This is a genomic window from Actinoplanes sp. TBRC 11911, from assembly GCF_012933445.1.
Lineage (GTDB): Bacteria > Actinomycetota > Actinomycetes > Mycobacteriales > Micromonosporaceae > Actinoplanes.
The window spans coordinates 1-13,525 of sequence record NZ_JABBNC010000028.1; the positions used below are offsets into that span (position 1 = coordinate 1).

The window sequence follows — 13,525 nt, forward strand, 5'->3', positions numbered from 1 at the left end:
TTGGCGCGCCGGCACGCGCGTAAGCTGTGCCGGGCGCATGGCTGTTCCGACGAATGCGCGATCATCGGCCTGCATGACCTGGCCGAGGCGGTCCCGCCGTTGATCTGGCCCGCCGAGGCAACCCTGACCCATCGCCCGGCGCCAGCGGCAGCCAACCAGCCGGATAGAGCAAGCAGTGCCGTGCCGGCAGGCTCCCCGGCCCCGGAAGCCACGCCGCATCGTGCCCGGCCTGCCGGCCCGGATGGACGAGCGGCGCCGGCGGGTCACCCCGATAACGTCGCCCGCCGCGACACCGGCCGGCACCGCGAACTCACCGGGCTGGTGGACCGCGCCGCACCTCGTAATCCGGCCGCACCCCGCAATTCAGTCGCCCCACCCAGCCCGGCCGTGCTCCGCGACGCAGCCGCGTCGCGCGAGAGTCGGGTCGCGTCGCGCGAGGGTCGCGTCGCGCGAGGGTCGCGTCGCGCGAGAGCCGGGTCGCGTCCGCGCGAGAGCCGGGTCGCGTCCGCGCAGCGTGGCGACCCGCACAGTGGGCCGCCCCCGTCCGCGGCGGGCATGCGGCCGCCAGACGAGAGCGCGGCCCCCGCCGCCCGCATGCTTGCACCAGCACGTCGCGCCCACCAGCACGGGAGGCGACCCACAGCGACGCCGCCGGCGGGCGCGGCAATCAGACCACCAGCTTTGCGACGACTCACACCCGCCCACCACATCGTGCCCGTATTCCGCTGTCACGCCACCGGCACACGAAAACCGCCCGGAAAACCCCGCCACCAATTCGCCTGTCCGTATCAGCGGGTAAAGCTCCGGAATATTGGACGAAAGGACCGCGGACCGCCGTGCGCCAACGTTTCCGATCGACGACGGCGAACGCCCTTTCAGCGGAACGGCTGTGCGGTCCACCCCGGCAGTTCAGGACTTTCGCTCGAGCTAGACGCGCCCGTCGCCACGCGTTTCACGCAGGGCTAGCCGAGCAATTCGCCGCACTGATATCGGCGGATTCGCGCGCCAGCGGCCCTGCAAGGCCCCACGGTGCGTGACGACCCGAGGCCGGCGGTCTTGAGCCACGTCCTCTTCGGCACATCGCGTCGGCTTGCCCCCGGACGGGCGTCTGTGCATATGGTCCTCGGCCGAGTGTTCATATGGTGCCCGCCGCTCCAGCGGGATGGGCGGTCGCACGTCTGGGAAAGCGCAGCCGCGGTCGCGGATGTGCAAGGCGCGCCGTAGCGCTGCGGTGGCGAGTCGGCGAGCACGGCCGGTGTCGAGGATCTGCCCGGCGCTGCCGAGCACTAACACCCCTGCGACGGTTTCGCCGGGCGCCAGGTCGCTGCGGAGATCCACATTCACCATGTGAAATCGCACCGGGAGCCCGCGGAACGCCGGGGCTCCCGGTCTCTCCTCGTAGGAGGGTCAGGCGACGCGGGCGGGGGTGCCGGTGAGCAGCTTCGCCTTCAGCAGCGCCAGGGTGAGCGGGCTCAGCTTCAGGCCGCGCAGCGCGTAGCCGGTCATCGAGCCGTAGGTGGCCTTGACCTGGTCCAGGCCCGCCTGCAGGTACTGCGGCTCGACGTCGAGCAGGTGGGTGTAGATCGCCGCGGTGGCCGGCGGCAGCGAGGCGAGCGTCTGCTGCACGCCCGGTGAGTTGAAGTAGTAGGTGTTGCTCAGCAGGTAGTCCTTCATGACCACGTCGGACGGCACGCCGAGCAAGGTCAGCAGGACGGCGGTGGACCAGCCGGTGCGGTCCTTGCCGGCCGAGCAGTTGAACAGGCCGGCGCCGGGGCTGTAGGCCAGCGTGGTGAACAGGTCGTGCAGAGCCTGCTTCGAGGCGTCGGAGAGGACCATCTGGCGTTCTCCGTCGACCAGCAGCTGCACCGCGGCGGCCTCGGTGGGGATCGACGGTGAGCCCGTGCTCGCCTCGCCCGTCATGTTGAAGTTGTGGTAGCGGGCACCGGCGGGGACCACGTCCGGCGTGGTGGCGATCTCGCCGGGCGTGCGCAGGTCGGCCACCGCGCGGATGCCGAGACCGTTGACCACCTTGAGGTCGGCGGGGGTGAGGGACAGCGCGCCGGACCGGTAGAGCACGTTCTCACGGACCCACTGCCCGGAGGTGGTGCGATAACCGCCCACGTCGCGCAGGTTCGGGTCGCTTGCCAGGCCGAAGCCGCGCTGGCTGACGGTCAGGGACGCGCCGCGGTCGGGCACCAGCCGGAAGTACTCGTGGGCGCCGGCCGGAACGCGGACCGTGAGCTTTCCGGTGCCGTGGCCGCCGCCGACGTATCGGTCGGTGCGCACCGGGGTCGCGCCCTCATAGACCCGGACGCTCCGGACGGCCGGTGCCGTCCAGGAGACCGTGACCGACCCGCCGGCCGGGTCGGTGACGGCGGCCGTGGTGAACGGGATCGCCGCGAGGGGCACCAAGCGGGCCGGCGCAGCCGCCGCCGGTGTGGCGATGGCGACAACCGCCGCGCCGCCGGCCACCGCCGTGATCAGCGCGCGCGCCGCTGAGAGCCGCCGCCGGCCCGCGGGGTAAACACTTTTCATGACCGCGACGGTAAAGATCACGGGTGGACGATGGCGGGCTCGCGGGAGAGACTCTGGTGACGTCCACACAAACCGGCGCGACTGCCGGGCGGGCAGAATTCACGTGGGTGACTCTCCCGCGTCGGGCTGGGGCATGGTTAGGTGTGCGGCGTGGATCTTGCCGACTTCTGGGATTTGATCGAACGTAGCGGGCAGAAAGAGCCCGACCCGGACGAACGCGCCGAGTGGCTCGTGGACAGGCTGATCAAGCTGTCGCCGGACGAGATCATCGACTTTCGTAAACATCTGGACGGGCTGCACGAGCGCGCGGACACCTGGCACATGTGGGGTGCGGCCACGCTGATCTGCGGCGGCGCGTCCGATGACAACTTCTGGTTCTTCCAGTCCTGGCTGGTCGGGCTGGGCCGGGAGACGTTCGAGCGGGCGGTGGCGAACCCGGACACGCTCGCCGACGTGCCGCTGGTGGTCGAGCTCGCGGACGCCGAGGAGTGGGACGACGAGGACTGGCCCGACTGGGAACAGCTCGAGTATGTGGCCGACGACGCGTACGAGGAAAAGACCGACGACGATCTGGACGAGGTCCTCGACGGCATCGGCCACCAGTATCGCCTGTCGCCCGACCCGGCCGATCCGGAGTTCGATCTGGATGACCGGGCCGAGCAGGAGAAGCGTTACCCCCGGCTGTCCGAACTGTTCGCGGAAGAGGAAGAGGAAGAGGAAGAGGACGAGGACGAGGACGAGGACGAGGACGAGTAGCGCAGCCAGACCGCGCCCAGCGGCGGCACCCGGAGGGCGACCGACGCGTTGAGCCCATGCCAGGGGATCTCCTCGGCCACGACCTCGCCGAGGTTGCCCACCCCGGACCCGCCGTACAAGGTGGAGTCCGTGTTGATCAGCTCGTGCCAGCGGCCGGCCCGGGGGAGACCGATCCGATAATCCTCGTACGGGATGGCGGCGAAGTTGACGATGCAGGCCAGCGCGTCCCCGTTGGGTGCGAACCGCAGGAACGAGAACGTGTTGTGCTGCGAGTCCTCACTGGTGATCCAGCGGAAGCCACTCGGTGACGTGTCCTGCGTCCACAACGCGGGAGTCGAACGATAGGCCGCGTTCAGGTCCTTGACCAGGGTCTGCAGACCTCCCGAGAGGTGCTCCCAGTCCAGCCCGCGCTCCTCGCTCCACTCCTGCATGTCGCCCATCTCGCCGCCCATGAACAGCAGCTGCTTGCCGGTGAACGCCCACATGAAACCGAGCAGCGCGCGAGTGTTCGCCAGCTTCTGCCACTCGTCACCGGGCATCTTGCCGGTCAGTGAGCCTTTGCCGTGGACCACCTCGTCGTGGCTGATCGGCAAAATGTAGTTCTCACTCCAGGCGTACACGGTGGCGAAGGTCATTTGGTGGTGGTGCCACTGGCGGTAGATGGGCTCCTTGACCATGTACGACAGGGTGTCGTTCATCCAGCCCATGTTCCACTTGAAGCCGAAGCCGAGCCCGCCGAGGTGGGTGGGCCGGGTGACGCCGGGCCAGGCGGTGGACTCCTCGGCGATCGTCATCACGCCGGGGTTGTTCTTGTAGACGGTCGCGTTCATCTCCTGCAGGAAGCTGATCGCGTCGAGGTTCTCCCGGCCGCCGTACTGGTTGGGGGTCCACTCCCCGTCCTTGCGCGAGTAGTCCAGGTACAGCATCGAGGCCACCGCGTCGACCCGCAGACCGTCCGCGTGGAACTCCTCGCACCAGTAGAGGGCGTTGGCGACCAGGAAGTTCCGCACCTCCTTGCGTCCGTAGTCGAAGACGTACGTGCCCCAGTCCGGGTGTTCGCCGCGCCGCCAGTCGCCGTGCTCGTACAGCGGAGTGCCGTCGAACCGGGCGAGCGCCCACTCGTCCTTCGGGAAGTGCGCCGGCACCCAGTCGAGGATCACGCCGATGCCGGCCTGGTGCAGCGCGTCCACCAGGTGCCGGAACTCGTCCGGGTTGCCGAACCGCGAGGTCGGCGCGAAATATCCGGTGACCTGATAGCCCCAGGAGCCGCCGAACGGGTGCTCCATCACGGGCATGAGCTCCACGTGCGTGAAACCCATTTCTTGCACGTACGCCGTGAGTTGCTCGGCAAGCTCAACGTAGGACAGGCCGGGGCGCCACGAGCCGAGGTGGACCTCGTACACGCTGATCGGCTCTTGGAACGACTGCTTGGTGGTGCGGTCGCGCATCCAGTCGGCGTCGCGCCACTCGTACGCGGATTCGTAGACCACCGACGCGGTCGCGGGCGGTACCTCGGTGTGCCGCGCGAGGGGGTCGGCGTGCTCGCGCCACGCCCCGTCCCGGCCGAGGATCTTGAACTTGTACTTGCTGCCGACACCGGCGCCGGGCACGTACAGCTCCCAGACGCCGCTGGAGCCGAGCGAGCGCATGGGCCAGCCGTCGTACGGGCCCCAGCCGACGAAGTCGCCGACCACCTGCACGCCCTGGGCGCTGGGGGCCCACACCGCGAACGCCACGCCGGTGCCGCGCGGCTGGGCGCCGAGCACGCGCCACAGCTTCTCGTGCCGGCCCTCGCCGATCAGGTGCAGGTCGAGCTCGCCCAGGGTGGGCAGGTGGCGGTACGGGTCGTCGAACTCCTCGCCGTCCACGTCGAGCCGGTAGTCGAGGACCGTGCCGGGCAACTCGGCGGCGAACAGGCCGGCGTCGTGCACTTTGATCATGGGGGTGTGTTCGCCGTCCACGACGACGCTGACCGCCTTGGCGCCCTTGCGGAGCGTCCGGATGACGGTGCTGTCGCCGCTCGGATGGGTGCCGAGGATGGCGTGCGGGTCGTGGGTGTCACCGGCCACCACGCTGTTCATGGCGCGCTGGTCGGCGGCGAGCGAGGAGGTGGCGGGGTGGCCGATCACTGCGGGCTCCTTTAAAGCGAAATATCGTGAAATGTCGGTTTAGGGGTGGGGAACGGGGTGGCGCGGGGCGGGTGCGCCGGGGACGCGCGGCGCGGGGTCACGCGGGCCGGGGTCGCGCGGGGCAGGGTCACGCCGTCACCCGACCAGGCGGGCTATCGAGCGCAACGGAATCCGCAACCACCCGGGCCGGTGACGCGCCTCGTACGCGGCCTCGTACACAGCCTTGTCCAGCTCGTACGCCGCGAGCAACTGCCCCTGCGCACGCGGGTCGCTGCCGGACGCCTTCGCATACCCGTCGCAGAAGGCCGCCTGGTTACGGTCCACCCACTCGCGGGCCCGCGCCGCCAGGTGCTCGTCGGCATCCTCGTCGACCAGCAACTGGTACGCCGCGTACTCGTACGAGCGCAGCACCCCGGCCACGTCCCGCAACGGCGAGTCGGGCAGGCGACGCTGGTCCAGCGGCGTCCCCGGCTCGCCCTCGAAGTCGATCAGCAGCCACGCCTCGGGAGTGCGCAGCACCTGGCCGAGATGCAGGTCGCCGTGCACGCGCTGCACGATGATCTGCTCGGCGCTGAGCTTGCGGTACTGCTCCTCGATGGCCGGGACGTGCCGCTGCAACTCCGGCACCCCGCCGGCCGAGGTGCGCAGCCGGGCCAGCATGCCGTCGACCGGGAACGGCGCCGGGCCCGCGCCCAGCTCGTCGGCCAGGTCGGCGTGCACCGACGCGACCGCCTCGCCCAGCCGGTACGACTCGCCCTGGAAGTCGCCGCCCACCTCGTCGGCGCGCAGTTCCGCGTCGGCGAACAGGTCGCGGGCCGAGGCGGTGGCCATCGCCCAGCCCTCGGCGGAGTTCCCGGCGTACGCGGTCACCATGCCCAGCGGGCACGGCTCACCGCCCTCGGTGGTCTCGAACGAGCCCATCAGCTTGGCCACGTGCGGGTTGCCGCGGCGGCCGAGCACCCGGTTGAGCTCGATGTCCGGGTTGATGCCCGGGGTGACCCGGCGGAAGATCTTGAGGATCGCGTCCTGCTCGAAGATGACGCTGGTGTTGCTCTGTTCCGCGTCGAAGACCCGCGAGCTCGCGCCGAAGCGGAACTCGGCGTCCGGCTCGGGCTCGAACACCACGTCCCCGGCGGTGCCGCCGGCTGCGACCATCTCGATCAGCCGGCCGGCCTTGACCGGGTCGTAGAGCGCGTCGTAGCCGGTGCGGTCGTCGTCGGCGCCGATGGTCGCGACCGTGTTGTACTCGGCGATCGGCCCGGACTCCCAGGCCACGATCACCTGGTACCGCTCCGAGCTGCCGTCGGTGTACTCGACGTCGATGAGCACCAGGTCGAGGTCGTCGTCGAGCGCGGTCGACGAGGCCTGCTTGACGGACTCGAGCGTGCGCGACTTACCGGCGTACCACCGCTGATGCGGTAGCCATTCGGCGAAAGGCAGCGTCATTGCTTCTCCTCCGACCCGCACAACTGGAACCAGTAGAAACCGTGTCCCGGAAGCGTCAAAAGGTACGGCAACTGGCCGATGCGCGGGAAGTTCACGTGTCCGGTCAGTTCCACCGGGGTGTACCCGTTCCAGTGCTGGAGGTTCAACTCGATGGGTTGCGGGAATCGGGACAGGTTGTTGATGCACAGCACCACGTCGTCGCCGTCCTCGCGCAGGAACGCGAGCACCGACGGGTTCGACCCGCCGAGCTCCCGGAAGGTGCCCACCGCGAACGCCTCGTGCCGGCGGCGCACCGCGAGCATCGTGCGCGTCCAGTTCAGCAGCGAGGTGTGGCTGTCGCGCTGGGCCTCCACGTTGACCGACTGGTATCCGTACACGGCGTCCTGGTTGGGCGGCAGGTAGAGGCGTCCCGGGTTGGCCGTGGAGAAGCCGGCGTTGCGGTCCGGCGTCCACTGCATCGGGGTGCGCACGCCGTCGCGGTCGCCGAGCCAGATGTTGTCGCCCATGCCGATCTCATCGCCGTAGTACAGCACCGGTGATCCGGGCAGCGACAGCAGCAGCGCCGTGAAGAGTTCGATCTGGTTGCGGTCGTTCTCCAGCAGCGGGGCGAGCCGGCGCCGGATACCCACGTTCGCCTTCATCCGCGGGTCCTTGGCGTACTCGGCGTACATGTAGTCGCGTTCCTCGTCGGTCACCATCTCGAGCGTGAGCTCGTCGTGGTTGCGCAGGAAGATGCCCCACTGGCAGTTCTCCGGGATGGCCGGCGTGTTCGCCATGATCTCGGAGATGGGGAAACGCGACTCGCGGCGCACCGCCATGAAGATCCGCGGCATCAGCGGGAAGTGGAACGCCATGTGGCACTCGTCGCCGCCGGTCTTGGAGTCGCCGAAGTACTCGACCACGTCGGCCGGCCACTGGTTCGCCTCGGCCAGCAGCACCCGGCCGGGGAACTCGTCGTCGATCACCTTGCGGCAGTGCTTGAGGAAGGCGTGCGTCTCCGGCAGGTTCTCACCGTTGGTGCCCTCCCGCTCGTACAGGTAGGGCACCGCGTCCAGCCGGAAACCGTCGATGCCCAGGTCCAGCCAGAACCGCAGGACGTCGAGCATCGCCTCCTGCACGGCCGGGTTGTCGTAGTTCAGGTCGGGCTGGTGGGAGAAGAACCGGTGCCAGAAGAACTGCCGGCGAACCGGGTCGAAGGTCCAGTTGGACTCCTCGGTGTCCACGAAGATGACCCGGGCGTCGGTGTACTTGTCGCTGGTGTCGCTCCACACATAGAAATCGCCGTACGGGCCGTCCGGGTCACGGCGTGACTCCTGGAACCAGGCGTGCTGGTCACTCGTATGGTTCATGACGAGGTCGGTGATCACCCGGATGCCGCGCTTGTGTGCCGCGTCGAGCAGCGCGACGAAGTCCTCCACCGTGCCGAACTCGGGCAGCACCTTGTAGAAGTCGCGGATGTCGTAGCCGCCGTCGCGCAGCGGGGAGTCGTAGAACGGCGGCAGCCACAGGCAGTCCACGCCGAGCCACTGCAGGTAGTCCAGGCGTTCGATCAGCCCGCGCAGGTCGCCGGAGCCGTCCGACCCGGAGTCGTAGAACGCCCGGACCAGGACCTCGTAGAAGACCGCACGCTGGAACCACGTGCGGTCGGCCGGCAACACCCGGGCGTGTTCGAAGTCGTCCGCGGTGGGATGCTCGACCACCCCGTCCTCGACGTGACTGCCCTCCGCCGGGTCGTGCTCGAGCGACGGGTCGAGGTCAAGGTCATTGATCTGGTCCATAGGGTTCCCCACCTACCCAAGAGCCTGTACTTGAATCACTTTCGCGGTTGCACGACGAAGATGTGGGCCGGTTCGACATACGGGTCGATCCGGACCGCGTTGTGCTGACCCCACTCGTACGTGGCGCCGGTGATCTGGTCGACGACCTCGAAGGTCTCGTGCCAGTCCAGGCCCAGCGCGGGCATGTCCAGCACGGTGTTGCCCCACTGCACGCCGGACGAGTCGAACGAGCAGATCACCAGCACGGTGTTGCCGGTGTCCGGGTCGCGCTTGGAGAAGCACAGCAGCGCGCCGTTGTCGATCTCGTGGAAGCTCAGGTTGCGCAACCAGTGCAGGGCGGGGTTCTCGTGACGGGTGCGGTTCAACCCGGTGATGTACGGCGCGAGCGAGCGGCCCGTACGTTCGGCCGCGGCCCAGTCGCGGGGCTTGAGCTCGAACTTCTCGTTGTCGATGTACTCCTCGGCGCCCGGCCGCGGGACGTGCTCGAACAACTCGAAGCCGGAGTACATGCCCCAGGACGGTGACAGCATGCTCGCCAGCACCGCCCGGATCTTGAACATCGGCGGGCCGCCGTGCTGCAGCGTCTCGTGCAGGATGTCCGGGGTGTTCGGCCAGAAGTTGGGCCGCATCCAGTCCACCGAGGCGATCAGCTGCTCCATGTACTCGCGCATCTCCCAGGCTGAGGTGCGCCAGGTGAAGTACGTGTACGACTGGCTGAAGCCGATCTTGCCGAGCCCGTTCATCATGGCCGGCCGGGTGAACGCCTCGGCCAGGAACAGCACGTCCGGCTCGGTCTCCTTGACCTTGGCGATCAGCCACTGCCAGAAGTTCAGCGCCTTGGTGTGCGGGTTGTCCACGCGGAAGATCTTGACGCCCTGCGCGACCCAGTGCATGACCACGCGGTAGACCTCGTCGCGCAGGCCCTTGTAGTCGTTGTCCCAGTTCAGCGGGTAGATGTCCTGGTATTTCTTGGGCGGGTTCTCGGCGTACGCGATGGTCCCGTCGGCGCGCGTGGTGAACCACTCCGGATGCTCTTTGACCCACGGGTGGTCCGGCGCCGTCTGCAGCGCCAGGTCCATCGCCACCTCGAGGCCGTTCGATTCGGCCGTACGGATGAACGCGCGGAAGTCCTCGAGCGTGCCCAGTTGCGGGTGGATCGCGTCGTGGCCGCCCTCGTCCGAGCCGATGGCCCACGGCGAGCCGACGTCCTGCGGGCGGGCCACCAGGGTGTTGTTGCGGCCCTTGCGGTTGACCTTGCCGATCGGGTGGATCGGCGGGAGGTAGAGCACGTCGAAGCCCATCGCCGCGACGGCCGGGATGCGCTCGGCCGCGGTCGCGAAGGTGCCGTGCTTGATCGGGATCGCGTCCGGGCCCACCTCGGCGCCCTCGGAGCGGGGGAAGAACTCGTACCACGCCGAGTAGAGCGCGCGCTTGCGGTCGACCCAGATCGCGAACGACCGGGTGGTGGTCACGAGCTGGCGGACCGGGTTCTGCCAGAGCAGGTCCTCCAGGTCGAGCGCGGGGGAGACACGGGCGAACAGCGACCGGTTGTCGTCGCGCAGCGCGGCCGCCGCGTCCCGGACGCGTTCCTCGTGCTCGTTCGGCACGATCTTGGTGGCGAGGTCGAGCACGTCGGCGCCCTCGGCCAGGTCGTTGTGCAGGTCCTCGAGGCCCTGACCGGCGCCGATCTTCTTCACCACGGCGTCACGCCAGGTGCGGTACGGGTCCTCGAACGCCTCGATGGTGAACGTCCAGCGGCCCACCCGGTCCGGCCGGATCACGCCGTGCCACGTGTCCAGCCCGGGTTCGCCGGGCTCCATGCGGGTGAACGGCTCGGCAACGCCCTCGGGCCCCTGCCATACCACATTCACACCGAGGGTGTGGTGACCTTCGCGATAGGACACCGCGGAAACCGGAACGAGTTCTCCGACGACCGCCTTGGCCGGGTACCGGCCGCAGGACACCGAGGGCGTCACGTCTTCGATGGGGAAACGACCGGTCATGATCTCCACCGTAGTCAGAAGGGCGCGGGCGAGTTCGGCGAAACCACACCGCCGTCAGGGCATACTTCTCCGCTGTGGAGGCACCGCAAACGACGGGCGTGCCGCTGCGCTCAACCTACCGGAGCAGACTCAGCCCGGCTCATCGAGGCGCGCCTTCGCACCCCCGATGAATTCCGCTAAATCGGTCCCGCCGACGACGCGTTCATCTTTCCCGCTTCGCATCACCGGAATGTGACCGGCGAGCAAAATGATGTTTCCGGCCCGGCGGCCGCGCAGAATCGCGGACTCGCCGAACAGGGCCACCTCGTCGAAGACGGACCGCGCGGTCGCGGCCTGGATCCGGGTCTGCGCCAGCGGCGGGATGTCGGTCAGATTCATCGCGAGCAGGCCGTCCGGTCGCAGCGCGCGGCGGGCCGCGGCGGCGAACTCGCTGGTACCGACCGTCGCCGGCATGGCCGCGCCCTGAAAGGCGTCCGCGACGATCAGGTCGTACGCCTGTGGAGCCGCTTGATCGAGGGCCGCGCGCGCGTCGGCGAGCCGCACCTCGATCGAGTCCGGATAAGGCAGATACATCCGTACCAGGCCGAGCAGTTCCGGATCCCGCTCGATCACCAGTTGCTCGGTCCGCGGGCGCAGGTGCGCCAGCATCCGGGGAATCATCAGGGCACCGCCGCCCAAGTGCAGCACGTGCCGCGCGGTTTTCATCCGCACCACGCGACCCAGCAGTTTCGCGTACGGGAATTCCAGGTGCCCGGGGTCGGAAAGATCCACGTACGACTGCGGGACCCCGTCCACCAGCAGCGTCCAGCCCTGCGGCCGGTCCGGGTCGGGTCGTAGCTCGGCGGTCCCGTACCGGACCGCCACGTGCACGGGTGCGCGTCGGTTGCCCTGCGGTGCCATCCGGTGACCCTACTCAACTACCCGCTCGCCGGAACCGAGGTGTTACCCCGACGCGGGTCGGCGAACGGCACCGCGCACGAGGCGAGGAGCACCACGTGAGTCCGTCTGTCGAGCTGTCGCCGGTGATCGCGGCGAGCACGCACTGGCTGTCGCGTGCCTACCCGTCGGGGGCGTCGGACTCGATCGCGCACACCCTGGCGGAGATGCAGGCCCGGCAGGCCGTGACGGTCGCCGCGTGGCTGCGCTACCCGACCCCGGTGGACGCCGCGCTGGTCGCGATCGCCGGCCCGGGCGGCTCGGCGGTGCTGGACTGGCGGGCCGGCAGCGAGCCGGACGACGAGAACGCCGAGGAGGAGGGCTGGCGGACCTGGGTCGACGAGGTCGTGGTGAGCTGGGCGGCGTGCCTGCTGGCCGACCCGGTGCTGGCCCGCCTCGGCGCCGACGCGGTCGCCGCCGCGATCCCGGCCGACCGGCCCCGCCCGTACCCGCGCGGCGGGCTGACCAGCGAGTTCGGCAAGCTGCTCGACCCGGACCAGCGCGACCTGGACGCCGCCGTACTGCTGCGCCACCCGGATCTGCTCGAGCCGGTCGCCGAGCTGCACCGCGACACCCTGGTCTACCTGCTCGGTGCTGAGGAGCATCTCGCGGCGTGACGACACGGGCGGCCGGTGTGCGCCGGCCGCCCGGAAGTCCTCAGTCCGCCAGGCGGGCCGGGAAGCCGCCGGTCGCGATCGGGCCCCACCGGTCGATCGTGACCCGGATGAGCGATTTGCCCTGGTCGGCCATGGCCTGGCGGTACTCGTCCCAGTCCGGGTGCTCGCCGGAGATGCAGCGGAAATACTCCACCAGCGGCTCCAGCGCGTCGGGCAGGTCGAGCACCTCGGCCGTGCCGTCGACCTGCACCCACGGGCCGCCGAAGTCGTCCGACAGCACGCACACCGAGACCTGCCCGTTGCGGCGCACGTTCATCGCCTTGGCCCGCTCCGGGTACGTCGACACGACGATGCGGCCCTGCGTGTCGACGCCGATGGTGTTCGGCGACGCCTGCGGCCGGCCGTCGCGGCGCGTGGTCATCAGGATCCCGTGATGCCGGATCCGGATGAACTCGAGTAACTCGTCGCGGGTGACCTGCGTGTTCGTCGCGATCGTGCGCGGCATCAGACCACGCCCGCCTTCGACGGGTCGGCGGCGCTGACCGCGGCGCCGATGATGCCCGCGTTGTTCAGCAGCGTCGCGGGAACCATCGGCGTCCGGATGTCGATCAGCGGGAAGAACCGGTCGGACTTGCGGCTGACCCCGCCGCCGACGATGAACAGCCGCGGCGAGAGCAGCGCCTCCACGTGCCGCAGATACTTCTGCACGTGCGACGCCCACTTCTCCCAGCTGAGGTCGCCCTCCTCCCGGGCCCGGTCGGAGGCACGCACCTCGGCGTCCTTGCCGTCGAGCTCCAGGTGCCCGAACTCGGTGTTCGGGATCAGCTTGCCGTCCAGGAACAGCGCGCTGCCGATGCCGGTGCCGAAGGTCAGCATCACGACCAGGCCGTGCTGGTCGCGGCCGGCGCCGAACGCGACCTCGGCCACCCCGGCCGCGTCGGCGTCGTTGAGGACCGTGACCGGCTTGCCCAGCCGGTCGCCGAACACCTTGGCGGCCGGCGCGTCGATCCACGATTTGTCCACGTTCGCGGCGGTACGGGTGACCCCGTCGACGCAGACGCCCGGGAACGTGATGCCGACCCGGTCGTACCCGTCGAACTGCGCCGCCACCCCGGCCACCGCCTCGACGACGCTGCTCACGTCCGAGGGCTGCGGCGTGGGGACCCGGACGCGCTCCTGCAGGAGCTCGCCCTTCGTGGTGTCGACCGGTGCCCCCTTCACCCCGGAGCCGCCGATGTCGATGCCGAGTATGGCCATCCCTTTTGTCCCGTCCATGGTTCCAATTTTGTTTCCCGGTGTTTACCACGGACGTGCGACATCGAATC

Annotated in this window: 10 protein-coding genes; 2 read left to right on the top strand and 8 right to left on the bottom strand. The window is 69.4% G+C overall.

From position 1 onward, the window contains the following. Positions 1-1,407 precede the first annotated feature (1,407 nt). On the bottom strand, positions 1,408-2,535 hold the full coding sequence (locus HH310_RS30115; RefSeq protein WP_169179080.1) for a tyrosine-protein phosphatase: 1,128 nt from the start codon (positions 2,533-2,535) through the stop codon (positions 1,408-1,410). Between the two features lie 150 nt (positions 2,536-2,685). On the opposite strand from HH310_RS30115, the gene HH310_RS30120 reads away from it, so the two are divergent. Next, entirely contained in the window at positions 2,686-3,291 is a 606-nt protein-coding gene (locus HH310_RS30120) for a DUF4240 domain-containing protein (protein ID WP_169179081.1), read from the top strand. On the opposite strand, the gene glgB is transcribed toward HH310_RS30120, so the two are convergent. The 5 genes from glgB to HH310_RS30145 all read right to left on the bottom strand — a co-directional run bounded on the left by glgB (position 3,207) and on the right by HH310_RS30145 (position 11,547). After that, positions 3,207-5,372 carry a 1,4-alpha-glucan branching protein GlgB gene (gene glgB, locus HH310_RS30125; RefSeq protein WP_169179181.1) on the bottom strand — a complete coding sequence of 722 codons (2,166 nt, stop codon included), beginning with the start codon at positions 5,370-5,372 and terminating at the stop codon, positions 3,207-3,209. The two genes, HH310_RS30120 and glgB, sit on opposite strands and share 85 nt — an antisense overlap. A 183-nt stretch (positions 5,373-5,555) precedes the next feature. Beyond that, positions 5,556-6,866, bottom strand: coding sequence for a maltokinase N-terminal cap-like domain-containing protein (locus HH310_RS30130; protein WP_169179082.1), 1,311 nt, complete (start codon positions 6,864-6,866; stop codon positions 5,556-5,558). After that, positions 6,863-8,644, bottom strand: a complete 1,782-nt coding sequence (gene treS / locus HH310_RS30135) for a maltose alpha-D-glucosyltransferase (protein WP_169179083.1) — start codon at positions 8,642-8,644, stop codon at positions 6,863-6,865. Before treS ends, HH310_RS30130 begins: the two co-directional genes overlap by 4 nt. Positions 8,645-8,679: 35 nt before the next feature. Further along, positions 8,680-10,647 carry an alpha-1,4-glucan--maltose-1-phosphate maltosyltransferase gene (locus HH310_RS30140; protein WP_169179084.1) on the bottom strand — a complete coding sequence of 656 codons (1,968 nt, stop codon included), beginning with the start codon at positions 10,645-10,647 and terminating at the stop codon, positions 8,680-8,682. 129 nt (positions 10,648-10,776) lie between these two features. Then, on the bottom strand, positions 10,777-11,547 hold the full coding sequence (locus tag HH310_RS30145) for a spermidine synthase (protein WP_169179085.1): 771 nt from the start codon (positions 11,545-11,547) through the stop codon (positions 10,777-10,779). 95 nt (positions 11,548-11,642) lie between these two features. Here HH310_RS30145 and HH310_RS30150 point away from each other — a divergent pair, with 95 nt between their 5' ends. Continuing rightward, entirely contained in the window at positions 11,643-12,200 is a 558-nt protein-coding gene (locus HH310_RS30150; RefSeq protein WP_169179086.1) for a hypothetical protein, read from the top strand. A 40-nt stretch (positions 12,201-12,240) separates the two neighbouring features. On the opposite strand, the gene HH310_RS30155 is transcribed toward HH310_RS30150, so the two are convergent. Beyond that, positions 12,241-12,705: a PPOX class F420-dependent oxidoreductase gene (locus HH310_RS30155; RefSeq protein ID WP_169179087.1), complete on the bottom strand. Its 465-nt coding sequence runs from the start codon at positions 12,703-12,705 to the stop codon at positions 12,241-12,243. After that, positions 12,705-13,475, bottom strand: coding sequence for a polyphosphate--glucose phosphotransferase (gene ppgK, locus HH310_RS30160; protein WP_248294575.1), 771 nt, complete (start codon positions 13,473-13,475; stop codon positions 12,705-12,707). Before ppgK ends, HH310_RS30155 begins: the two co-directional genes overlap by 1 nt. Between the last annotated feature and the right edge of the window lie 50 nt (positions 13,476-13,525).

Bases quoted from the DNA above. Each gene is read 5' to 3' on its own strand.
- glgB (WP_169179181.1), bottom strand. From the start codon at position 5,372: ATGAACAGCGTGGTGGCCGGTGACACCCACGACCCGCACGCCATCCTC.
- HH310_RS30145 (WP_169179085.1), bottom strand. From the start codon at position 11,547: ATGGCACCGCAGGGCAACCGACGCGCACCCGTGCACGTGGCGGTCCGG.
- HH310_RS30140 (WP_169179084.1), bottom strand. From the start codon at position 10,647: ATGACCGGTCGTTTCCCCATCGAAGACGTGACGCCCTCGGTGTCCTGC.
- treS (WP_169179083.1), bottom strand. From the start codon at position 8,644: ATGGACCAGATCAATGACCTTGACCTCGACCCGTCGCTCGAGCACGAC.
- HH310_RS30115 (WP_169179080.1), bottom strand. From the start codon at position 2,535: ATGAAAAGTGTTTACCCCGCGGGCCGGCGGCGGCTCTCAGCGGCGCGC.
- HH310_RS30155 (WP_169179087.1), bottom strand. From the start codon at position 12,705: ATGCCGCGCACGATCGCGACGAACACGCAGGTCACCCGCGACGAGTTA.
- ppgK (WP_248294575.1), bottom strand. From the start codon at position 13,475: ATGGACGGGACAAAAGGGATGGCCATACTCGGCATCGACATCGGCGGC.
- HH310_RS30130 (WP_169179082.1), bottom strand. From the start codon at position 6,866: ATGACGCTGCCTTTCGCCGAATGGCTACCGCATCAGCGGTGGTACGCC.